Origin of the sequence: Nonomuraea sp. NPDC050383 (assembly GCF_044459125.1) — a bacterium.
Lineage (GTDB): Bacteria > Actinomycetota > Actinomycetes > Streptosporangiales > Streptosporangiaceae > Nonomuraea.
Genome location: NZ_JBITIP010000020.1, coordinates 81,064 through 103,147 on the forward strand (window position 1 = coordinate 81,064; position 22,084 = coordinate 103,147).

18 protein-coding genes are annotated in these 22,084 nt (G+C 73.0%); 7 read left to right on the forward strand and 11 right to left on the reverse strand.

The window, feature by feature from the left end; translation table 11 throughout:
* Positions 1–102: 102 nt before the first annotated feature.
* The 3 genes from ACIBG4_RS35300 to ACIBG4_RS35310 form a co-directional block, all read right to left on the reverse strand.
* On the reverse strand, positions 103–453 hold the full coding sequence (locus ACIBG4_RS35300) for a VOC family protein (protein ID WP_397206027.1): 351 nt from the start codon (positions 451–453) through the stop codon (positions 103–105).
* A gap of 4 nt (positions 454–457) precedes the next feature.
* Entirely contained in the window at positions 458–1,249 is a 792-nt protein-coding gene (locus ACIBG4_RS35305) for a helix-turn-helix domain-containing protein (RefSeq protein ID WP_397206029.1), read from the reverse strand.
* Positions 1,250–1,594: 345 nt separating this feature from the next.
* Positions 1,595–3,649: a prolyl oligopeptidase family protein gene (locus ACIBG4_RS35310; protein ID WP_397206031.1), complete on the reverse strand. Its 2,055-nt coding sequence runs from the start codon at positions 3,647–3,649 to the stop codon at positions 1,595–1,597.
* A 282-nt stretch (positions 3,650–3,931) separates the two neighbouring features.
* Here ACIBG4_RS35310 and ACIBG4_RS35315 point away from each other — a divergent pair, with 282 nt between their 5' ends.
* The 3 genes from ACIBG4_RS35315 (at position 3,932) to ACIBG4_RS35325 (ending at position 5,587) form a co-directional block, all read left to right on the forward strand.
* Positions 3,932–4,438 (forward strand): HNH endonuclease, encoded by a 507-nt coding sequence (locus tag ACIBG4_RS35315; protein ID WP_310712302.1) that lies wholly within the window; start codon positions 3,932–3,934, stop codon positions 4,436–4,438.
* Positions 4,439–4,539: 101 nt separating this feature from the next.
* Positions 4,540–5,346 carry a GNAT family N-acetyltransferase gene (locus tag ACIBG4_RS35320; protein WP_397206033.1) on the forward strand — a complete coding sequence of 269 codons (807 nt, stop codon included), beginning with the start codon at positions 4,540–4,542 and terminating at the stop codon, positions 5,344–5,346.
* Positions 5,347–5,368: 22 nt separating this feature from the next.
* Complete coding sequence (locus tag ACIBG4_RS35325) at positions 5,369–5,587, forward strand: zinc ribbon domain-containing protein (RefSeq protein WP_357624212.1); 219 nt, start codon at positions 5,369–5,371, stop codon at positions 5,585–5,587.
* 13 nt (positions 5,588–5,600) lie between these two features.
* Here the strand turns inward: ACIBG4_RS35325 and ACIBG4_RS35330 are convergent, their stop codons facing one another.
* The 4 genes from ACIBG4_RS35330 to ilvD all read right to left on the reverse strand — a co-directional run bounded on the left by ACIBG4_RS35330 (position 5,601) and on the right by ilvD (position 11,766).
* Positions 5,601–7,190 carry a hydantoinase B/oxoprolinase family protein gene (locus ACIBG4_RS35330; protein ID WP_397206035.1) on the reverse strand — a complete coding sequence of 530 codons (1,590 nt, stop codon included), beginning with the start codon at positions 7,188–7,190 and terminating at the stop codon, positions 5,601–5,603.
* Positions 7,187–9,211, reverse strand: coding sequence for a hydantoinase/oxoprolinase family protein (locus tag ACIBG4_RS35335; RefSeq protein WP_397206037.1), 2,025 nt, complete (start codon positions 9,209–9,211; stop codon positions 7,187–7,189). The genes ACIBG4_RS35330 and ACIBG4_RS35335 overlap by 4 nt, the downstream gene beginning before the upstream one ends.
* 97 nt (positions 9,212–9,308) lie before the next feature.
* Complete coding sequence (locus ACIBG4_RS35340) at positions 9,309–9,803, reverse strand: WYL domain-containing protein (RefSeq protein ID WP_355441424.1); 495 nt, start codon at positions 9,801–9,803, stop codon at positions 9,309–9,311.
* A 124-nt stretch (positions 9,804–9,927) separates the two neighbouring features.
* Positions 9,928–11,766 (reverse strand): dihydroxy-acid dehydratase, encoded by a 1,839-nt coding sequence (gene ilvD, locus ACIBG4_RS35345; protein ID WP_310712251.1) that lies wholly within the window; start codon positions 11,764–11,766, stop codon positions 9,928–9,930.
* Positions 11,767–11,957: 191 nt separating this feature from the next.
* Between ilvD and ACIBG4_RS35350 the strand changes: the two genes are divergently transcribed.
* From ACIBG4_RS35350 to ACIBG4_RS35360, 3 genes are read left to right on the forward strand one after another with little or no spacing between them, the layout of a single operon-like run.
* Positions 11,958–12,521 (forward strand): ATP-binding cassette domain-containing protein, encoded by a 564-nt coding sequence (locus ACIBG4_RS35350; protein ID WP_397206040.1) that lies wholly within the window; start codon positions 11,958–11,960, stop codon positions 12,519–12,521.
* A gap of 8 nt (positions 12,522–12,529) precedes the next feature.
* Positions 12,530–14,587, forward strand: coding sequence for a YhgE/Pip family protein (locus ACIBG4_RS35355; protein WP_397206042.1), 2,058 nt, complete (start codon positions 12,530–12,532; stop codon positions 14,585–14,587).
* Positions 14,584–15,150 carry a TetR/AcrR family transcriptional regulator gene (locus ACIBG4_RS35360; protein ID WP_355441413.1) on the forward strand — a complete coding sequence of 189 codons (567 nt, stop codon included), beginning with the start codon at positions 14,584–14,586 and terminating at the stop codon, positions 15,148–15,150. Before ACIBG4_RS35355 ends, ACIBG4_RS35360 begins: the two co-directional genes overlap by 4 nt.
* A gap of 25 nt (positions 15,151–15,175) precedes the next feature.
* Here ACIBG4_RS35360 and ACIBG4_RS35365 read toward each other — a convergent pair whose 3' ends face one another.
* The 4 genes from ACIBG4_RS35365 to pepN form a co-directional block, all read right to left on the reverse strand.
* Positions 15,176–16,033, reverse strand: coding sequence for a nuclease-related domain-containing protein (locus ACIBG4_RS35365; protein WP_397206044.1), 858 nt, complete (start codon positions 16,031–16,033; stop codon positions 15,176–15,178).
* Between the two features lie 194 nt (positions 16,034–16,227).
* Positions 16,228–17,193: a hypothetical protein gene (locus tag ACIBG4_RS35370; protein WP_310712259.1), complete on the reverse strand. Its 966-nt coding sequence runs from the start codon at positions 17,191–17,193 to the stop codon at positions 16,228–16,230.
* A gap of 126 nt (positions 17,194–17,319) precedes the next feature.
* On the reverse strand, positions 17,320–18,609 hold the full coding sequence (locus ACIBG4_RS35375; RefSeq protein WP_397206048.1) for a serine/threonine-protein kinase: 1,290 nt from the start codon (positions 18,607–18,609) through the stop codon (positions 17,320–17,322).
* Positions 18,610–18,729: 120 nt separating this feature from the next.
* Positions 18,730–21,300 (reverse strand): aminopeptidase N, encoded by a 2,571-nt coding sequence (pepN, locus tag ACIBG4_RS35380; RefSeq protein ID WP_397206050.1) that lies wholly within the window; start codon positions 21,298–21,300, stop codon positions 18,730–18,732.
* An 87-nt stretch (positions 21,301–21,387) separates the two neighbouring features.
* On the opposite strand from pepN, the gene ACIBG4_RS35385 reads away from it, so the two are divergent.
* Positions 21,388–22,008: a disulfide bond formation protein DsbA gene (locus tag ACIBG4_RS35385; protein WP_397206052.1), complete on the forward strand. Its 621-nt coding sequence runs from the start codon at positions 21,388–21,390 to the stop codon at positions 22,006–22,008.
* Positions 22,009–22,084 lie beyond the last annotated feature (76 nt).

A 22,084-nucleotide genomic window follows, 5' to 3' on the forward strand; every position in this document is an offset into this window, starting at 1 on the left:
GGCGTGAATCAGACCTGGGTTTGTCATCCCCCTCGGTTCCGGCGTTTCCGCCGTCTGCGGCCGGGTCGGCGGCGGCGGCCCGGCCGTGATGAGACGGCCTGGTCAGGGGCGGTAGGTGCCGAAGAACCACTGGTTGCCGTACGGGTCCTCGCAGGCGTACTCCCTGGACCCGTACGGCTGGTCGGTGAGCTCCATGGTGATGCGGGCGCCCGCGTCCCGTGAGCGGGCGAGGTGGGCGTCGGGGTCGGCCACGGCGATGTAGATCCCCGGGCCGCCGGTCCTGCCCCGGCCCAGCATGATCATGTCGTTCTCGACGAGGAGCTCGGCGTGACTGACCCCGCCCTGGTCGTCCTTGGACACCTCGTGCGCCCGGAAGCCGAACGCGGTGGTCAGGAAGTCGAGGGCGGCGGTGCAGTCCGGGTAGCGCACGAGCGCGTAAACGGTTCGTTCCACATGGTCAGTGTGCGCGGCGGGGCGCGCCGGGTCTTGGACGAATCTGACCGGGCGTCGTGCCGGCCAGCGCCCGGAACTCCCGGTTGAGGTGGGCTTGGTCGTAGAAGCCGCACGCGCCGGCGACGTCGGCGATGGGCGTGCCGGCCCTCAGCAGGGCAGCCGCCCGGCCGAACCGGATCACCCGCGCCGCCGTCTTGGGCGTGATCCCCACCTCGTCGTGGAAGCGCGCCACCAGGTGCCGGTGGCTCCAGCCGAGCGCCTCGGCCAGCGCCGAGACGCGCACCCGGCCGCCGGAGCGCACCAGCTTCGCCCACGCCCACGGCACCTGCGGGCCCAGCTCGGGTCCGGCCAGGATGCGCTCGCGCAGCAGCCGGTCGACCAGCGCCAGCCGGTCGTGCCACGACGGTGTCTCCGCCAGCCGGGTCAGTGTGGGCTCGGCCAGGGGACCCAGCACGTCGGTGACCGGGACCACGGTGTTGGCCAGGTGGCGCATGGGCAGGCCGTACAGACGTCTCGCGCCGAACGGGGTGAGGTGCACCTGCACACCGTCGGTCGTTCGGCTTGTCCGGGTCGTCGTGAAACGGTCGCCCGGCCCGGCCGCGAACGACGTGACGCGCACGCCGCCGACCTCCATCGCCGCTCCGAGCCCCAGGATCAGCACCGCGCCGGGGAAGGCCGCCTCGTTGCGCGTCAGCGGGTGTGCGGGGGTCTCGCGGTAGGCGGTCAGGCGTGTCACGTACGGGCGCAGCGCAGGGCTGACGACGGCGTCCACCATCACGAGCTCCGGCTCGGTCATCAGCTCTGCTCCGAAATCAGCCGCGGCACCGGCCCTGGCCTCGGCTCCGGCGTCGGCCTGGCGTGGGCGTCGGCTCTGGTCCCGGTCCCGGTCTCAGCCCCGGTCCCGGTCCCGGTTCTGGCATCTGCCTGGGCGGGCTCATATGGGCGACCATAGGCGGCGCCCCCGACGATTCTCGGCCCCGCGGACCTCCGGGGCAGCGACAGGAGGGACACGGGCAAGGCCGGGGCCGGCTCGCGTGCCGTCCCTGCCCGCCGTGCCCGAAAGGCCGGCGGGCACGGCGAGGCGGACCGGCGATGCGGTCAACAGGGCAGGCCCCATGATGGCGGGGGAGGGAGGCCGCCCCTACAACCCCGTGTGGTGGGCCAGGAAGGTGAGGGTGTCCGCCGACAGGTCCACCGTGCGGCTGATCGAGCGGGCCCCGTGCCCCACCTCCGTCTCGGTGCGCACCAGGATCGGCCGGTCCGACGACGTCGCGTGCTGGAGCGCCGCGCACATCTTCCACGCGTGCAGCGGGTGGACCCGCGTGTCCGACTGGAACACCGTGAACAGCACCGCCGGGTACGCCACGCCCTCGCGCACGTGGTGGTACGGCGAGTACGACCACAGCCACCGGAACTGCTCCGGGTCCTCGGCCGAGCCGTACTCGACGTTCCAGGTGGCCCCCAGCCCGAACAGCTCGTAGCGGACCATGTCCAGCAGCGGCGCCGAGCATGCCACGGCGGCGTACAGGTCGGGCCGCTGTGTCAGGGCGGCGCCGACGAGCAGGCCGCCGTTGGAGCCGCCGGAGATGGCGAGCTGCTCCCGCGTGGTGACACCGGTGGCGATGAGGTGCTCGGCCGCCGCGTGGAAGTCGTCGAACACGTTCTGCTTGTCGGCGAGCATGCCCGTGCGGTGCCAGTCCTCGCCCTCCTCGCCGCCGCCCCGCAGGTTGGCGATGGCGTACACGCCGCCCGCCTCCACCCAGGCCAGGATCGACGCGGAGTAGCCGGGCGTCATCGACAGGCCGAAGCCGCCGTAGCCGTACAGGATGGTGGGGCGCGGCCCTTCGGCGTCGACCGGCGCGATGACGAGCATCCGCACCTCGGTGCCGTCCTTGGACCGGTAGACCTCCTGGGAGGTGCGCACCGGCGGCACCTGGACCGCGCCGGGTGAGGCGGCCCAGAGCGTGGTCTCGCCGGTGCGGGCGTCGTAGCGCTGGATGGTCGGCGGGGTGATGTTGTCGGTGTAGCCGAACCACGCCTCGAAGCCGCCCTCGGGCCGCTCCGACAGGCCGCCGATCGAGCCGAGACCGGGAGTCGGCACCCCGCTGAGGCGCTCGCCCGTGGCCAGGTCGTGCACCGAGATCTCGCTGATGGCGTGACGCGTCCAGCTCACCAGCATGACCGGGCGTTCCAGGTCGTCGAGGATGGCGAAGTCGGACAGCACCGCCTCGGGGTCCTCGGGGATGAGATCGCGCCACCCCTCGGCGCCCGGCGTCGCGGGGTCGGTGACGCAGACGCGGGCGCGCGGCGCGTCGCGGTCGGTGTGGACGTACAGCTTGCCGTCGCGGCCGAACGTGAGCCCCGTCTGCGCGTCCACGCCTTCCTGTACGGCCACGAGCTTCGGCCGGTCCGGCGTCGAGGCGGTCAGGTCGGCCACCCACAGGTCGTTGCGCGGAGCGGTGCCCTCGTGCGCGGAGACCTGCAGCCAGTGCCCGTCGCGGGAGACGGAGACGCCGTAGTAGTTGGTCATCTTCAGGCCCTGGCCGAAGATCATGACGTCGTCCTCGGTGGACGTGCCGATCCGGTGCAGGTAGACGCGGCGGTGGAACTGCGACTCGTTCTCCGGCACCTCGGTGCTCGGCAGGCGGCGCACGTAGTAGAACGCCTCGCCGCCCGGCAGCCAGGCCACGGGGGAGTAGCGGCAGCGGTCGATCGGTCCCTCGACGCGGGAGCCGGTCGCGACGTCGATGATGTAGAGGACCGACTCTTCGTCGCCGCCCACCGAGATCTGGTACGCGAGCAGGCGCCCTTCCTTGTCGGGCTGGACGGCGTCGAGCGTGGTGAGCCCGGACGGGTCGATGGCCATGGGGTCGACCAGCGCCCGCTCGGTGCCGTCGGGCTCGGCGACGTAGTAGACCGCGTGCTCCTGGTCGGGGGTGCGGCGGCTGAAGAAGCAGCGCTCGCCGCGCCAGGCCGGCGTGCCCACGGAGCCGGACCGCAGCAGCTCGCCGATGCGCTCCCGGAAGCGCTGCTGCCCGATCTCCCGCTTGAACAGATCGGCCTGAGCGAGCAGCCAGCCCTGCGTCTCGGGGCTGTCCGGATCCTCCAGCCAGCGGTACGGGTCGGGCACGGGCGTCTCGTGCAGGACGTCGACGGTGTCCTCACGGCGCGCGGTGGGATACGGCTCTCGCGTCATGCCCGAACCTTACTGCGAACGAACGCGCGTAAAGCCCGGGTGATACGGGCATAAAACGTACCGTGCGTCCCTCCGGTCATTCCGGGCTGGGGGTTATGGGGTGGCGGGGACCACGCGGGAAACGCCAAACTGGGTGACAGGACGGTGCCGTGGTGCTCATCCGCTGGACCGTCCGGCGGAGGTCCACGTGACGGAAGCATCGATGCCCCAGGAGGGGCCGACAGCCGGGACATGCCACGGCATGTCCCCTTTGATACGCGCGCGGCGGGATGAGGCCCGATGATGCGCCAGGTCCTGCTGCTGAATGCCACCTACGAACCACTCACGACTCTTTCCCTGCACCGCGCCATCGTGCTGGTGCTGCGGGAGAAGGCCGACGTCGTGCACCGCGACGGGCGGGGCGCGGTCCTGCGCTCGGCCAGTCGCACGCTCGACGTGCCTTCCGTGATCCGGCTCCGAAGATATGTCCGCATCCCCTACCGGTCGCGCATCCCCCTCACCCGGGCCGCGCTCATGCGCCGCGACGACTACCGCTGCGCCTACTGCGGCCAGCGGGCCGAGACCATCGACCACGTGATCCCCCGCTCGCGCGGTGGGGCCCACACGTGGGAGAACTGCGTGGCCTCGTGCACGACGTGCAACCATCGCAAGGCCGACAAGTACCTGGAGGAGCTGGGGTGGTCGCTGCGCGTCACCCCGGCGGTGCCGCGGGGCGCCCACTGGAGGCTGATCGGCGCCTCGCTGGTCGGTGACCCGCAATGGGCGCCCTACCTCGAAGAGGCCGCCTAGCGCCGGACGACGGGCCCGCACCGAAGAGGTGCGGGCCCGTCGTTCGCCCACCCGCGACAACTTCTTTGTGCCGTTTCACAGGCGGATGGCAGGATCCCGGCATGTGGACCTTCACGGCGGACGTCGCCGAATACGCCGCGGCCGCCGAGCCGTTCCTGCTGGCCGATCCCGTGCGCAACACGGTCCCGCTGACCGTGCTGGCCGACATCCGTGAGGGGATGCCGGCGCAGGGCGCGGTTTTCGGCTGGTGGACGTCCGGGGGCGAGGTGCGCGGCGCCGCGTTCCGCACGCCACCCCGGGCGCTGGTGCTCGCCGACATGCCGGTCGAGGCGGGGATCTCCCTGATGCGGGAGAAGATCGGCGACGTTCCCGCCATCGTGGGGCCGCGCCGGCTCGCCGAGGCGGCCTGCGAGGCGCTCGGCCGGCCCGGTGACGTGCGCGCCGAGCGCCTCTACCGGCTCGGCGGGCTCACCGTCCCGGGGACGCCGGGGCGGGGCCGGACGGCCACGGCCGGGGACCTCCCGCTGATGGTGGCGTGGCTGGACGCGTTCGGCGCCGAGGTGGGCATGGACAGCGGCGATCCGGTCGAGGCGGCCACGCGGCGGCTGGCCCGCGGGGATCTCGTGGTGTGGGAGGAAGACGGCGTGCCCGTCTCGATGGCGGGGGTGTCGCCCGGAGTGGGCGGGATATGCCGCATCGGACCTGTCTACACGCCTCCGGCCTGCCGGGGACGCGGTTACGGCTCGGCCGTCACCGCCTTCGCCAGCCGCCGGGCGCTGGACGAGCGGTGCGACGAGGTGGTCCTGTTCACCGACCTGGCCAACCCGACGAGCAACGCCGTCTACCAGGCCATCGGCTACGAGCCGGTCGCGGACTACGCGCACGTGAGGTTCGGCGGATCCGCCTGATCCGTCGTCGTACCCTGTGCTCATGCCACGTTACGACTTCCGCTGCCGCGCGTGCGGCTCCACGTTCGAGGTGTCCCGTCCCATGTCCGCCTCCGGCGACCCGGCGCCCTGCCCGGAGGGCCACGACGACACGGTCAAGCTGCTGTCGATGGTGGCCATGACCGGCGGCGCCGCCGCCCCCCGTCCGGCCGCCGGTGGAGGCGGGGGCGGCGGCTGCTGCGGAGGCGGCTGCTGCTCCTGATCCCCAGGCTGCTCTAGCCGATCGTGGGCGCGGTGGGCGGGCCGTACCCGCCGCCGCCCCCCGACTCGCAGCGCAGCACGTCACCCACGCCGACCGGCAGGGCGTTGACCTTGAGCATCTGACGCTCGCCCGCGGTGCCCGGGTTGAGGGTGACGCGCGGCGGAGCGCCCGCCTCGCCGCCCGCCAGCCCCCACGCCGGGGTGACCGACCGCTCGAACCACAGGGACAGCGAGGTGCCGGAGCAGAACTCGTACTCGCGGACCACACCGTCGCCGCCCCGCCACCGGCCCGCGCCGCCGCTGCCCGGCCGTACCTCGTAACGGGTGACGCGGACCGGGAACAGCGTCTCCAGCACCTCGATCGGCATGTCGCGCAGCGAGCCGTTGACGTTGTTGATCAGGCACGTCTCGCCGTCGCCGCCCTCCCAGGCGCCCCAGCCGCCGACCGTGGCCTCCTGCGAGACGTAGAGCTTGCCGGTGCGCGGGTCGGTGCCGGTGAACTGCACGATCATGGAGTCGCCGTACGACGCCGCGGCGACCCGTTCCGGCAGGGCCGGTGCCAGGGCCTTGACCACGAGGTCGATGAGCAGCCCGAGGTGCGAGTAGTAGTACTGGCACGCGGCGGGGGAGCGGGCGGCCAGCATGGAGCCGGGCCGGGTCTGCACCGACAGCGGCCGGAACGAGCCGCCGTTGAGCGGCACGTCCCCCGACACGAGCAGCTTGTAGCCCACCCGCACCGCCGCGACGGCCTGCGCGGCGCCGCAGTTGACCGGGCCGAGCGCCTGGTCGGCGCAGTCGGTCAGGTCCACGCTCATCGACTCGCCCGACACCGTGACGGTGACGTTCACCGGCAGGGGCGTCGCGAGGTCGATGCCGTCGTTGTCGAGGTACCCGCCCGCCCGGTACACCCCGTCGGGGATGGCGGCGATCGCGGCCCGCTCCATCCGCTCGGTCTGGGCGAAGATCTCGTCCCGGGCGGCCATGACCGTGTCGAGGCCCCACCGGCTGACGATCTCGGCCAGCCGCCGCCGGCCCATCATGACGCAGCTCACCTGGGCGCGCAGGTCGCCGAGCGTGGCGTGCGGGAAGCGGACGTTGGCGCCGATGACCTCGTGCAGGTCGGCGCACGGCCGGCCGTCCTCGTACACCTTGACCGGGCCGAGCCGCAGCCCCTCCTGGAAGATCGAGGTGGAGTCCATGGAGCCGCCCGGGTCCTTGGAGCCGACGTCCAGCCAGTGGGCCCGCGACGCGGCGAACCCCACCAGCGCCCCCTCCACGAAGATCGGCCCGTACACGGTCACGTCGTTGAGGTGCGTGCCGCCGATGTAGGAGTCGTTGAGCACCCACACGTCGCCCTCGCGCCACACCTCCGGCCCGTGGCGGCGCTCGGTCTCGCGGGTGCACACCTCCAGGTTGCCCAGGAAGATCGGCAGGCCCGACGACTGGCCGAGCACGTTGTGGTCGCGGTCGAGCAGCGCGACCGCGCAGTCCTTGGCCTCGTAGATGACGGGCGTGTAGGAGCTGCGGATGAGCGTCGTGTTCATGTCCTCCGCCGCCTGGACGAGCGCGCAGCGGATGATCTCCGTGGTCACGGGGTCGATCACTGGTCCACCTTCACGATGAGGAAGCCGTTGTCGTCGACCGTGGCCAGGCACCCGGGCGGGACGACCGTGGTCGCGGTCTCCTCCACCACGATGGCCGGCCCGGCCAGCTCTCCGCCGAGGTGCGCGCGGCGCAGCACCGGCGTGGTGTGCACGGCGCCGTCGAACACCACGTCCCGTACGGCCGGCGCCGCCTCCGCGGGGACGTCGGGGGCGCCGGCGGCGGCGCGCGGGAAGGACCCGAGGCCGGTGCTGCGCACCATGACGAACTCCACCGGGGCCTCGGGGGTGGCGTGGCCGTAGCGGCTGGTGTGGGCCTCGGCGAAGCGGGCGGCGACCTCCCGGAGGAAGCCCGGCCCGGCCGGCTCGCCCGCCTCCCGCAGCGGGATCGTCAGCGTGTAGTCCTGGCCCTCGTAGCGCATGTCGACGGCGTGCTCGACCCTGCGCCGCTCCGCCGGCACGCCCTGCTCGGCCAGGGCCTCCAGCGCCCGCGCCTCCAGGCCGGTGAGCAGCTCCGCCAGCTCGGCTCCGTCGAGGGCGTCCTGCGGCCGGAAGTACGGGTGCGTCAGGTCGCGCCGGACCTCGGCCTCCAGCATGCCCCACGCGGAGAACGCGCCGGGGAAGCGCGGGATGACGACCTCCGAGATGCCCAGCTCGCGGGCGATGAACACCGCGTGCATCGCGCCGGCCCCGCCGAAGGCCACCAGCGAGAACTCCCGCGGCTCCACCCCGTGCTCGACGGTGAGGGTCCGGATGACCTGGGCCATCTTCGCGTTGGCCACGGCGCACACCCCCTCGGCCAGCTCCAGGGGGTCGAGGGCGAGCTCCTCGGCGAGCGTGGCGACGGCCGCTCCGGCCGCCTCCACGTCGAGCTCCATGAGGCCGCCCGCGAACCACGCCGGGTCCACCCGGCCCAGCACCACGTTCGCGTCGGTGACGGTGGGCCGCGTGCCGCCGCGGCCGTAGCAGGCGGGGCCGGGCATCGCGCCGGCGGACTCGGGGCCCACGCGCAGCGCCCCCGCCTCCGCGTACGCGATGGAGCCGCCGCCCGCGCCGATCGTGTGCAGGTTGACGACGGGCATCAGCACCGGGTGGCCCTCGATGCGCGCCTCGGCGCTCACGTCCGGGCGGCCGTCGACCACCAGCGACACGTCGAACGAGGTGCCGCCCATGTCCACGCAGATGACGTTGCCGCGGCCGAGGAGCCTGGCCACCGCGACGCCGCCCATGGTGCCGCCCACGGGCCCGGAAAGGAGCGTCTGCAACGGCCTGCGCATGGCGTAGGCGGCGTTGACCAGGCCGCCGGAGGACTGCATGACGTGGACGGGCACGCCCGGCCCGCGCTCGGCGAAGCGCCGCTCGACCTCGGCCAGGTAGCGGCGGACGACCGGGCCGGTGTACGCCTCCAGAACGGCGGAGGAGGTGCGCTCGTACTCGCGCCACTCGCGCGCCACCTCGTGCGACAGCACGACGAGGACGTCGTCGCCCAGCTCCTCCCGCAGGATCTCCCCGGCGCGCACCTCGTGGCGCGGGTCGGCGTACGAGAACAGCAGGCACACCGCGACCGCGTCGAACCCCTCCTCGCGCACCCGCCGGGCCGCCCGCCGCACGCCCTCCTCGTCCAGCGGGACGAGCTCCTCGCCCCGCCAGTCGAGCCGGCCGGCCACCTCGGCCACGTCCTCGCGGGGGACCAGCGGGGCGGGCTTGCGGTAGCGCAGGTCGAACATCCGGTCACGGTTGCCGCGGGCGATGTGGTAGACGTCCCCGGCGCCGGCGCTCGCCAGCAGCAGCACGCGCGCGCCCTTGCGCTCCAGCAGGGCGTTGAGCCCCTGGGTGGTGCCGTGCACGAAGTACGAGATCTCGGCGGGGTCGTCGACGACCCGGGCGAGGGCGGTGAACACGCCCTCGGCGAGGTCGTGGGGCGTGGTGGACGCCTTCGACGCCACGACTGACCCGGTCGTCTCGTCGTAGCGGACGACGTCGGTGAAGGTGCCTCCGATGTCCATGGCGACGCGATAGCTCATGCCGTGAACGGTATGCGGTCGGCGGGGCGCGGGCATGTGCGGGCCGCGCGGCGGAGCGCGGCCCGCGGTGCGTCGCGCCGGACGGGCTTTACGGGCGCTACGCGGCCCTGGCGCGCTTGCGGCGCTGGAACGGCAGGAACCGGTCGGCCAGGTGGGGGCGGGACGGGGTCAGCGTCGGCTCGACCGCCAGGATGCGGTCGAAGCGGAACGCCCGGATGGCCCGGCGCATCCGGCACACCCCGACGAGGTACCAGTACTCCCGGTGGACCAGGCACGTCACCGGCTCCACGTCACGGACGGTGACGTGCCCGGCGGCGTCGCAGTAGTGGAGCCGGATCATCATCCGGCTGGTGATGGCGTCGGCGATGAGACGGGCCCGGGAGGCGACCTCCACGGGCAGGGGGTCGGTGAGCGTCGACAGTGTGGCGGCGATGACGTCGTCGTCGAGCTCCAGATGCTCCAGAGCGTGCTGCAGGCCGCGCCTGGCGGTGGCGGCCTGGGGGCCCGTGCCGAGGTGGGCCAGGGAGAGGGCGAGGGCGGCGATCTCGGCGGTCGTCAGCGGGCGGGTGGTGGGCTTCACGACTCTAGCCATACCCCTACGATACGGAGCGCCACCGACAATTTTCGAAAGCGTGTGCGCAAGCAAGGGAACACTGACCCCCGCGGACAGCGCCGCCCGGCGCCCCTCGACGGGGAGCCGGGCGGTGCGCCGGGTGTCAGCGGGAGAGCTGGGTGAGGTCGCGCGAGGCGCCGGTCGAGGCGGACGTGGTCATCGCCGCGTACGCCTGGAGCGCCACGCTGACGGGCCGCTCGCGGTCGCGCGGGCGGTAGCCGCCGAGGTCGGCCAGCAGCCGCTCGCGCCGCGCCGCCAGCTCGGCCTCCGGCACCCGCAGCTCCAGCGCGCGCGACGGGATGTCGATGTCGATGATGTCGCCGTCCTCGACCAGGGCGATCGCGCCGCCCTCGGCGGCCTCCGGCGAGGCGTGGCCGATCGACAGCCCGGACGTGCCGCCGGAGAAGCGCCCGTCGGTCACGAGCGCGCACGCCTTGCCCAGGCCCCTGCCCTTGAGGAACGAGGTCGGGTAGAGCATCTCCTGCATGCCCGGGCCGCCCTTCGGGCCCTCGTAGCGGATGACCACCACGTCGCCCTCCTTCACCCGCCCGCCGAGGATGCCCTCGACCGCCTGCTCCTGCGACTCGAACACGACCGCCGGCCCGCTGAACTTCCAGATCGACTCGTCGACGCCGGCGGTCTTGACCACCGCCCCGTCACGGGCGATGTTGCCGTAGAGCACGGCCAGGCCGCCGTCGGCGGAGTAGGCGTGCTCGAGGTCGCGCACGCAGCCCTCGGCGCGGTCGAGGTCGAGGTCGTCCCAGCGGTTGTCCTGGGAGTACGGCTTGACCGTGCGGACGTTGCCGGGCGCGGCGTGCCACAGCTCGACGGCCTCCGGCAGCACCTGGGGCGAGAGCGGGTCCCACTGGGCCAGCATCGAGCCGAGGGTGCCGCCGTTGACCGTCGGCACGTCGCGGTGGAGCAGCCCGGCGCGGTCGAGCTCGCCCAGGATGGCGGGGATGCCGCCGGCGCGGTGGACGTCCTCGACGTGGTACTTGTTCGTCGCGGGCGCCACCTTGCACAGGCAGGGCACGCGCAGCGAGATCTCGTTGATCTCCTTGAGGCCGAAGTCGACGCCCGCCTCGCGGGCCGCGGCCAGGATGTGCAGGATCGTGTTGGTCGAGCCGCCCATGGCCACGTCGAGCGTCATCGCGTTCTCGAACGCGTCGCGCGTGCCGATCGAACGCGGCAGCACCGACTCGTCGTCGTCCTCGTAGTAGCGGCGGGTGATCTCGACGAGCCGCCGGCCGGCGTCCTCGAACAGCTTCTTGCGCGACCGGTGGGTGGCCAGGATCGTGCCGTTGCCGGGCAGCCCCAGGCCCATGGCCTCGACCAGGCAGTTCATCGAGTTGGCGGTGAACATGCCGGAGCAGGACCCGCAGGTCGGGCAGGCCGCCTCCTCCATCTCCAGCAGCGTGGCGTCGGAGACGGAGTCGTCGGCGGCGGCGACCATGGGGTCGACCAGGTCGAGCTTGCGGCCGGGCGTCTTGCCCGCCTCCATGGGGCCGCCCGAGACGAAGACCGTCGGGATGTTCAGCCGGAACGCGGCCAGCAGCATGCCAGGCGTGATCTTGTCGCAGTTGGAGACGCAGATCAGCGCGTCGGCGCAGTGGGCGTTGACCATGTACTCGACGGCGTCGGCGATCAGCTCCCGCGAGGGCAGGGAGTAGAGCATGCCGCCGTGGCCCATGGCGATGCCGTCGTCGACGGCGATCGTGTTGAACTCACGCGGGATCGCCCCGGCCTCGCGGATCGCGGCGGAGACCACGTCGCCGACCTCGCGCAGGTGCACGTGCCCCGGCACGAACTGGGTGAAGCTGTTGGCCACGGCGATGATGGGCTTGCCGAAGTCGCTGCCCGCTACACCGGTGGCGCGGAGCAGGGCGCGCGCGCCGACCATGTTCCTGCCGTGGGTGACCGTACGAGACCTGAGGGCGGGCATAGTGCTTCTCCCATCGCTTTCCAGTCTTCACATGGTACGGCCCGCCGCCCGGTGGCTGAGACAGGGTGTCCACCAGTCGGACGCTTCGCTCCCGTTCCGTGGGACGCCGGTATCGAACCCCCCAAATCCATCAAAAGTCGGCGTAAGCTACCTTTGTACTGACTGGTCAGTTCAAAGGGAGGGAAGCCGCCGTGATCGTCGCCAAGGGCCTGTCCGTGGAGGAGGCTTACGCCGGGGTCTCCCTGGAGGCCGGACCCGGCACGCTCACCGTCGTCGCCGGCCCCGCCGGCAGCGGCCGCACCAGCCTGCTCCTCACGCTGGCCGGGCGGATGAAGCCCACGGCGGGCACCCTTGCCGTGGCGGGCCACGTCAAACCTCGCGCCATCCGCAAGGTCGCCGCGCTGGCCCTCGTGGACGGGGTGACCGACCTCGACAGGGCGCTGACCGTCGGGGAGCACCTGCGCGAGCGCGGGCGCGGGCCGTACCCGAAGGTGCTGGGACAGGCCGGACTGCGGCTCGGCGACGCCGGCGAGCAGACGCTCGTGCGCGAGCTGGACCGCGAGGGCCAGGTGCGGCTCGGTGTCGCGCTGGCGCTGCTCGACGACCCGAAGGTGATCGTCGCCGACAACGTCGACGCCGGCCTGCCGCCCGACCGGCAGGAGGCGCTCTGGACCCTGCTCGACGGCCTGGACCGCACCGTCGTCGCCTCGTGCGTGCACCCGCCCACCCGCTACGACCACCTCGTGGAGCTGTGATGAGAGGCATGCTGCGGTCGAGACTGCCCAGGCTGGCGCTGGCGGCGGTCGTCGTGCTGCCCCTGCTGTACGCGGGGCTGTACCTGTGGTCGTTCTGGGACCCGCAGGGCAACCTGGACCGCGTGCCCGTCGCGCTGGTCATGGAGGACCGGCCCGCGACGGCCGGCGGCAAGACCCTGCACGCCGGCCAGGACCTGGCCGACGAGCTGCGGGAGCGCCACGTCTTCAACTGGCACGAGGCGACCCCCCGGCAGGCCGCCGACGGCGTCAGGGACGGCAGCTACTACCTGTCCTTGACCGTCCCCGCCGACTTCAGCTCCCGGCTGGCCTCGCCCGCCGACGACACGGGCACGCCCGAGCCCGCCCAGCTCGGCGTCCGCGTCGACACGGGACGCAGCTACATCGTCGGCAGCATCTCCGACGCCGTGTTCAACGAGGTGCGGGCCGCCGCCGAGCGCACCGCCGTGCACGGCTACTTCGACCGGGTCTTCATCTCCATCGGCGACATCCACGACAAGACCACCGAGGCCGCCGACGGCGCCGACCGGCTCCACGACGGCACGGTCAAGGCCGGCGACGGCGTCTCCAAGCTCAACGACGGCCTCGGCACCGCCGAGAGCGGCGCCCGGCAGCTCTCCTCCGGCCTCGACACCGCGGGCAGCGCCACCGCCCGCCTGCGCGACGGCTCCGCGCAGGTCACAGACGGCATCACCCAGGCCCAGCGCGGCATCGGGCAGCTGCGCGGCGGCCTGACCAAGCTGCGCAGCCAGGGCACCGCCCCGCTGCGGCAGGGCGCGCGGGAGGCCTCGGCCAAGGTCCGCGCCCAGACCCGCACCGTCGACCAGATCGCCGACAAGTACGTCCCCCTCCTCAACGAGTGGGGCCCGCAGGTGGCCAGTGCCGCCGAGCGGGTCGCCGACCAGGCCGACCGGCTCCAGGACCCCGAGGCCGCCGAGCTGGCCGCCGGCGCCCGGGAGCTGGCGGCCAGCGCCCGCAGGATCGCTCAGGTGGCCCCGCAGCTCGGCCCGCGCGTGAACGAGGTCAGGCGGCAGGTCGACCAGCTCGACGCCGGCCTGGCCAAGCTCGCCGCCGGCGCCGCCAAGATCGACAGCAGTGTGGGCAAGGCGGGCCGGGGCGCCGACGAGCTCTACCGGGGCGCCACCAAGCTGCGCGCCGGGTCCGCCCAGGTCACCGGCGGACTCACCCAGCTCGACGGCGGCCTGACCCGGCTCGGCGACGGCGCCGACCGGCTCTCCACGGGCGTGGACCGGCTGCACGACGGCGCCGGCCAGGTCGACAAGGGCCTGTCGCGGCTCGCCAAGGGCTCCAAGGACCTGGCCGACGGCCTCGGCGACGGCGCCAAGCAGATCCCCGACTACGACGCCCAGGAGCGCGACGCCCGCGCCGACATGATGAGCGACCCCGTGCACCTGGACAAGGACGTGGACAACGAGGTGCCCAACTACGGCACCGGCTTCGCCCCGTTCTTCCTGCCCCTGGCCCTCTGGGTCGGTGCGATGATCGCGTACATGGTGCTCAAGCCCCTCAACCAGCGGCGCCTGGCCGGCACGTCGGGCGCGCTGCGGATCGCGCTGTCCGGGTGGTTCCCGGCGGTCGCGCTCGGCGCCGCGCAGGTCGGCGTGCTCGCGGCCGTGCTGCGGTTCGGCCTCGGCCTCCAGGCCGCGAACTGGGCCGGCGTGGTCGGCCTGCTCCTGCTGGCCGCCGCGGCCTTCCTCGCGGTCGTGCAGGCGGTCAACGCGCTGCTCGGCCCGCCCGGCCGGATCGTGGCCCTGGCGCTGCTGATGCTCCAGCTCACCTCGGCGGCCGGCACGTACCCGATCGAGACGTCGCCCGGCTTCTTCCAGACCATCTCGCCGTGGCTGCCGATGAGCTGGGTCGTCGCGGCGCTGCGCCGGCTGATCAGCGGCGGCGACCCGACCGTGGTCTGGCAGGCCTGCGGCGTGCTGGCCGCCTTCCTCGTGCTGGGCATCGCGCTCACCACCCTCGCCGTGCAGCGCGGCCGCACATGGACGGTCAAGCGGCTGCACCCGGAGCTGGCGCTGTGAGCCGGCAGGACACCCGGTCGAAGGTGTTCGCGGCCGCCATCGAGCTGATGGCCGAGCAGGGCTACACCGCCACGACCGTCGAGGCCATCGCCGAGCGGGCCGGGGTGGCCAAGGGCACCGTGTTCTACAACTTCGGCAGCAAGGAGGGGCTGTTCGGCGCGCTGCTGGAGCACTCGATCGGCCGGCTGGCCGAGGCCCTGGCGGCGGCCGACACCGGCGGGACCGCCCTGGAGGCGCTCGACTCCGTCGTCCTGGGCCAGCTGCGCTTCTTCGAGGAGCACGGCCCGCTCGCGCGGGTGCTGCTGGCCGAGATGTGGCGGACCGCCTGGCAGGAGGCGGTGGCGCAGCTGCGCGAGCAGGCGCTCGGCGTGTACGCGGGCGTGCTGCGCCGGGCCGCCGCCGCCGGCGAGGTCAGGGCCGACCTCGACGTGGAGACCGCCGCCACCGCCGTCTTCGGCATGGTGCTGACGGTCTCCATCGAACGGCGGGCGCTCTACCCCGACCGGCCCGTGGAGCGGACCCACGCCACCCTGGCCGAGCTGCTGCACGGCCGGATCAGATGACGGCCCGCCGCGCCACGGGGCGGGGTCAGTCCTCGCCGTAGCGGGCCGGCAGCACCTCGGCCGCGATCTCGTACAGGCGCTCGATCTCGGCGTCGGTCAGCGCGCGCTCGCGCTTGGTGATCCACTTGCGGGCCCGGCCGCCCTCGTAGACGTCCACCCCGCGGATCGTCATGATCTTCCAGGGCACCGCGGGGCCGTAGATCGCCAGGGACGGCACGACCTGCACCTCGCGGCCGTACACCTTGCTGATCAGCTCGCTGGCCGCCGACGCCTCCATCTTCGCCTCGGCGATGCGGGCCTTCTTGTCGAACGGGCCGTGGTAGAGCTTCTTGCCCATCTGCACGCGGACGGGCAGCTGCTTGTCCCACTTCTCCGAGTCGACCGCGTACACGCCGGTCGGCCCGACGACGAGGTGGTCGATCTGCGCCTCGGTGCCGGGGATCGCCCTCGCGTGCAGGGTGCGGTAGCCGTTGCGCTCCAGCTTGCGCAGCTGGGCCTCGGTGCGCCGCTCCGCGACGGAGGCGCGCCGCCACGCCGGCACGGTCGAGCTCGACCGGGCACGGTAGACCGCGTCGGCGATCGCCGCGATGACGCCCGCCGTCACGCCCAGCCGCCAGTCGGCGAGCAGGAAGCCCGCGACCAGCGCCACGGCGACCGCCAGCAGCGCGCGGTTGCGGAGCGAGCGGTAGCGGGGCTGCTGGATCAGGCCGCGCAGGGAGGCGCGGACCACGGGGACGGAAGCGGGCACGGACGCGGCCGCCGATCGCTCGGCGCCGCTCTGCCCGGCGGCGGCCGGGTCGGCGTCGGTCTCGGTCTCTGGTCGGTCGCTCACCCAGATGGGCGAGGCGCTGTGACCGTCTTCTCGCTGGTGGTCGGAGTCCACGCGATTCACCGTAGCCCGTGGAGATCGTCGATTCCTAGTGTTGGTCCGTCCATAGTTTTATGGCTCAGGTCACCGTGTCCCGCGCCGGATTTCCGGGTATCTATTACGTTCCTCGCCAGAGATCCCTGGTGGGCGTAACGTGGGATACTTTCACGAGCTATCCGACTCGCCGGGGTGCCGAGGCTGGGACGTCGTCAGACGGCGTCGTCGGGCAGGCGGTCGAGCAGGGCGACGACGTGCTCGCTCACCCCCGCCATCAGCGTCGAGGGCGCGATCGCCGCGTCCGCGATCGCCGAGAACAGCGACGGCAGCCCCGGCAGCGGGAACCCGTCGTCCTTCGAGGCGGCTGCGCCGATCGCGTTCTTGTCCAGGGCGGCGCGGCTGCGCTCCCACGCCTCCAGCACCTCCTCGGGCGACGGCACGCCGAACCCGTGGCCGACCGGCGCCGCGTGGCGCAGCCGTACCAGCGGGGTCTCGGCGAAGGCCAGCGCGGTGCGGGCCCGCAGACCGAGGTCGGCGCGCGGCTCCGGCGGGATCCAGTGCATCGCCGTGCACGGGTTGCGGCAGGTGGAGACGCACACCGCCAGTGCGCCGGCCACCTGGCTGTGCTGCCGGTCGAAGTAGGCGCGCCAGCCCTCGGCGGGCTCGACCGCGACCCGGAGCGTCCGGTTGGTGGCCGACTGCTCGGACTTGGTGTGGTCGCAGTCGCGGTCGCCGATCACGCCGAAGCGGCTGCCCGGGGCGCTCAGGCCGTCCGGCCAGCGCACCGGGTCGCCCGCGTGACCGAGCTGCGGCTCGAACGCCAGGAGCGGCAGGTACTCGCTGGCGATGTGCACGGCGGCGATCATCGGGCTCAGCTCGCGGCGCCGCCAGCGGATCGCGATGACCTCCAGCAGCAGCCCGTACGCGGGCCGCAGCGACTCCAGCGCCCCCCTCGGCTGCTCGCGGGGCGTCTGCGGCATGTGGCACGCCCGGGCCTGCCGCCTCAGCTCCGCGGGCACGGCCCTGGCCTCCGCCGCGAAGTCCTCGGCGTCGAGGGAGAGCAGCCGCTGCCCGAACTCGCACACATCCGCCACCTCGGCCGACGGGGCGAGCGCCCCGAGGTCGGCGAACGCGTGGCGGCGGGCGAGGGTGACGAGCAGGTCGCGCGTGGACTTCACGTGGTCACTCTCTCACGGGGCCGACCCGTCCTCCGGCAAAGCGGGGCGCCTCGCCCGTTTCGCGTCAAGCAGATCATCGCCGGCCTTTCCCGCCGATGCCCGCAGACCCCGGACCCTTCAGGCAGGTCAGGGACAGGGGGCGCGGATGCACTGGATGTCGCCGGGCTCCCTGGTGGCCGACGGCTCGGGAGTCGGCTCCTGCGGGTCGGCCGTCGTCGGCTCCTGGGTGGGCTCGGGCTCGCGCGTGGTGGGCGGCGGCGTCGTCGTGGGCGGGGTCGTGCTGGGGGTCGCCGTGGGCGTGGGCGCCGTCGGCGTGACCGTGGGGGTGGCGGGCGTGGGCGTGCCGCTCGGCCGCACGCTGACGCCGGTCTTGGGCGGGGGCGCGGACGGGTGGCGCGTCACGGGCGGGTCGGCCGCGGTCGTCGTCCGGCTCGTCGTGGCGGCCGGCGTCGGGCTCGTGATCGGGTCGGCGGCGCTCTGGTCGCGGGTCCAGACGGACCCGGCGACGGCCACGCTGACCGTGACGGCCGCGGCCACCGACGCCAGCGCGCTCAGCAGCCCGCGCCGCCGGCGCGAGGAGAGCCGTGCGCCCGGCTCGGCCAGCGCCCGCCGCGCCGCGCCGGCCAGCTCGGCGGCCGACGGCCAGCGCATGTCGGGCGCCTTCTCCAGCGCCCGCTGGACCACCTGCCGTGGCCCCGCGGGAATCTCCGGCGGCAGCGCCGGGACGGGCGCGTGGAGGTGCTTGTAGATGATCTGCACGGGCGTGTCGCCCTCGTACGGCAGCCGCCCGGTCAGGCACTCGTACGCCACCACGCCCAGGGCGTAGACGTCGACCGCGGGGGTGACGCCGCTCGCGGTGGCCAGCTCGGGGGCGCAGTAGGCGGCCGAGCCCAGCATCGCGCCGGTGGCGGTGAGCTGACCGGCCGAGACGGAGTGCGCGATGCCGAAGTCGGTGAGCGCGACCCGTCCGTCGGGCCTGATCATCAGGTTGGCCGGCTTGACGTCACGGTGCACGATGCCCTGCGCGTGCGCGGCGCCCAGCGCGTCGGCCACCTCGGCCACCAGCCGCATGGTCTCGGCCGGGTCGAGGGCCCGGCGCCGCAGGATCCGGTCGAGCGACTCGCCCTCGACGTACTCCATCACCAGGAAGCTCATCCGCCGCCCGGCGACCTCGCACGTGCCGTAGTCGTAGACGTCGACCACGCCGGGATGCCGCAGCGTGGCCATGGCGCGGGCCTCGTTCTGGAACCGCCGGGCGAACGCCGGGTTCTCGGCCAGCGCGGGCATCATCACCTTGACGGCGACGGTGCGGCCGAGAACCGTGTCGGCGGCGCGCCAGACCTCGCCCATGCCGCCACCGCCGACGCGGTCGGCCAGCACGTAGCGGTCGTTGAGCGTGGTCCCGGAGCCGAGCACGCCTTCGAGGCTAACACCGGCAGGCCCATGACCAGGCCGGAATCCGCCACGGGCGGCCCACCGCGGCGGGAAAGGCCGAGGGCCCCGGCACGGGGCACGGGACCCTCGCGACACCGGTCGCTACGCCGCGGACTCCGCGTCCTTGGCCCGGTTGCGCAGCGCGCGGCTGACGCCGTCAGCCCCTTCGAGGATCAGCCGGCGCAGCGCCTGCGGCGGCTGGTGCTCGGCGAGGTAGCGCTCGGCCGCCTCCACCGTCTCCGGCTCGATGAGCAGCGACGGGAAGCACCCGACCGCGAACGTCGACGCCTGGTCGAAGGTCCACTCCTTGTAGATCCGCCCGACCTCGGCGAAGTACTTGTCGCGGTACGGCTCCAGCAGCTCGACGTGCTGCGGGTCCTGCAACCCGGTGATCGTGGTGCGGGCGATGTGGTTGGCCAGCCCGCCGCTCACGACGGCCGCCCAGGCCGCCGCCTTGGCCTCGGCCGTCGGCACGGCCGCCCGGCACAGCGCCGCGGACCGCTCGCCGGTGGCGGTCGGGTCGCGCCGCAGCTCGGCCTCGATGTCCGCCTCGCCGAGCACGCCGCCCGACACCAGCGCGTGGACGAGCGTCCAGCGCAGGTCGGTGTCCACGGTCAGGCCCGCGGGCACCGCCGACCCGTCGAGGATGCCGCTGAGCAGCGCGAGGTCGCCCTCGGAGGTGGCCACCGGCGCGAACGCCTGCAGGAACGCGAGCTGGTGGTCAGAGCCCGGCTCGGCGCCCTCCAGCAGCGACCGGAGCTCGGTGGCCAGAAGAGCCAGGCCCTCCTGCCGCCAGGCCGGGTCGGCGTACTGCTGCACGGCCATCCGTGCCTGCCGCAGCACGGCCTGCAGGACCGTGATGTCCTTGACCGTGCCCACGCCCGACACCACGAGCCGGACGTAGTCGCGGGTGGACAGCTCGCCGTCGCGCGTCATGTCCCAGGCCGCCGACCAGCACAGCGCGCGGGGCAGCGACTCGGTGAAGCGGGCGATGCCGCCGTCGACCAGCGTGCGCAGCGACCGCTCGTCCAGGCGGATCTTGGCGTACGTCAGGTCGTCGTCGTTGACGAGGACCAGGTCGGGCTGCTCCTCGCCGGCCAGCTCGGGAACGGCCGTGCGAGCGCCCACGACGTCGAGCTCGACCCGCTTGACCCGGGTGAGCACGTCGCCGTCCAGCTTGTACAGACCGATCGCGACGCGGTGCGAGCGCAGCGTCGGGTAGTCGGCCGGGGCCTCCTGGAGCACCTCGAAGCTGTCGAAGCGGCCGTCGTCGGTCAGCGTGAAGGAGGGGCGCAGGGTGTTGACCCAGGCCGTCTCCAGCCACTCCTTCGACCAGGACGACAGGTCACGGCCGGAGGTCCGCTCCAGGGCGTTGAGCAGGTCCTTCAGCTCGGTGTTGCCCCAGGCGTGCTCGTTGAAGTAGTCACGCACGCCGGCCAGGAAGTTGTCCAGCCCCACGTACGCGACGAGCTGCTTGAGCACCGAGGCGCCCTTGGCGTACGTGATGCCGTCGAAGTTGACCTCGACCGCCTGCATGTCGGGGATGTCGGCGGAGATGGGGTGGGTGGAGGGGAGCTGGTCCTGGCGGTAGGCCCAGGACTTCTCCACGTTCGCGAACGTCGTCCACGCCCCCCCGCCCCAGCGCGTCGCCTCGGCCTGCGCGAGCACGGACATGTACGTGGCGAACGACTCGTTCAGCCACAGGTCGTCCCACCAGCGCATGGTGACGAGGTCGCCGAACCACATGTGCGCCATCTCGTGCAGGATCGTCTCGGCGCGCCGCTCGACCACCGCGTCGGTGACCCGGGAGCGGAAGACGTAGTCCTCCAGGAAGGTGACGCAGCCGGCGTTCTCCATCGCGCCGGCGTTGAACTCCGGCACGAAGAGCTGGTCGTACTTGCCGAACGGGTAGCGGACGCCGAACACCTTGTGGAAGAAGTCGAAGCCCTGCCGGGTGACCTCCAGGATGTTGTCGGCGTCGAGGTGCTCCGCGAGCGAGGCGCGGCAGTAGATGCCGAGCGGGATGCCGTCGTGCTCGGAGGTCACCTTGTGGTACGGACCGGCCACGAGCGCGGTGATGTACGTGGACATGACCGGCGTGGGCGGGAACTCCCACCGCTTGGCGGGCTGGGCGGCGCCGTGCTTGCCGCCCTCCGGGGCCAGGTCCTCGACGCTGGAGGCGGCGGCGTTGGAGACGACCTCCCAGTCGGCCGGCGCGAGCACGGTGAGCTGGAAGGTGGCCTTGAGGTCGGGCTGGTCGAAGCAGGCGTACATGCGGTGCGCGTCGGCCGTCTCGAACTGGCTGTGCAGGTAGACCTTCTGGTCCACCGGGTCGACGAAGCGGTGCAGGCCCTCGCCGGTCCGCATGTAGGCGCAGTCGGCGTCGACGCGCAGCTCGTTGGTCCCGGCCAGGGAGGGCAGCGGGAAGCGGCCCTTGTCGGCGTCGTAGGCGGAGACGTCGAGGTCCTCGCCGTTGAGCGTGACGCGGCGCACCCGCGCGCCGTGCAGGTCGATGAAGGTGGACGCGCCGGGCTGCGTGCCGGCGAAGCGGACAGTGGTGACGCTCTCGAACCGCTCGTCCCCCTCGGTCAGGTCGAGGGCGACCTCGTATGACTCGACATTCAGCAGCCGGGCGCGCTCGCGAGCCTCGTCCCGAGTCAGGTTGCCTGCCAAGTTGTGCTCCTTTTCACCACTCCGTCGGGGTAGTCGGCATCCTGTCACGTGGAATAGGAGACCGACGTTCCCAGGTTATGGCCATACATGACTACGAGGACTCCCGCCGATCTGTGGTTCGACCCCTCCTGCCCCTTCGCCTGGGCGACCTCGCGTTGGCTGATCGAGGTGGAACAGGTTCGCCCCATCGAGCCGCGCTGGCGCCTCATGAGCCTGAAACTGCTCAACCAGGACAAGGACGTCCCCCAGGAGTACAAGGAGCGCACCGTGCGGGCCATGGGGCTCGTCCGGGTCATCGCCGCCGCCCAGCAGAAGTACGGCGACCAGGTGACCGGCCCGCTCTACACCGAGTTCGGCACCCGCCTGCACAACGAGGGCAGGTCCAAGCGGCCGGAGCTCTACCGTGAGATCGCGGAGGAGTCCCTGGCGGCGGTCGGCCTGGACACCGAGGTGGTCGCCGCCATGGAGTCCGAGGAGTTCGACGACGCCATCGCCGCCTCCCACGAGGAGGGCATCGGCCTCGTCGGCGAGGACGTCGGCACCCCGATCATCCGCGTCGGCGCCAACGCCTTCTTCGGCCCCGTCATCACCCGCGTCCCGCGCGGCGAGGAGGCCGGCCGGCTGTGGGACGGCGTGCTCCTGGTGACGGCGTTCGAGGACTTCTTCGAGCTCAAGCGCACCCGCACGAGGTCGCCCCGCTTCGACTGACCCGCTCCGGCTGACGCGCCTCCGCCGGTGCCCGGGGCGATGTCCTTCCCTCCGGGGTACAGTCCCGTACCTTCCT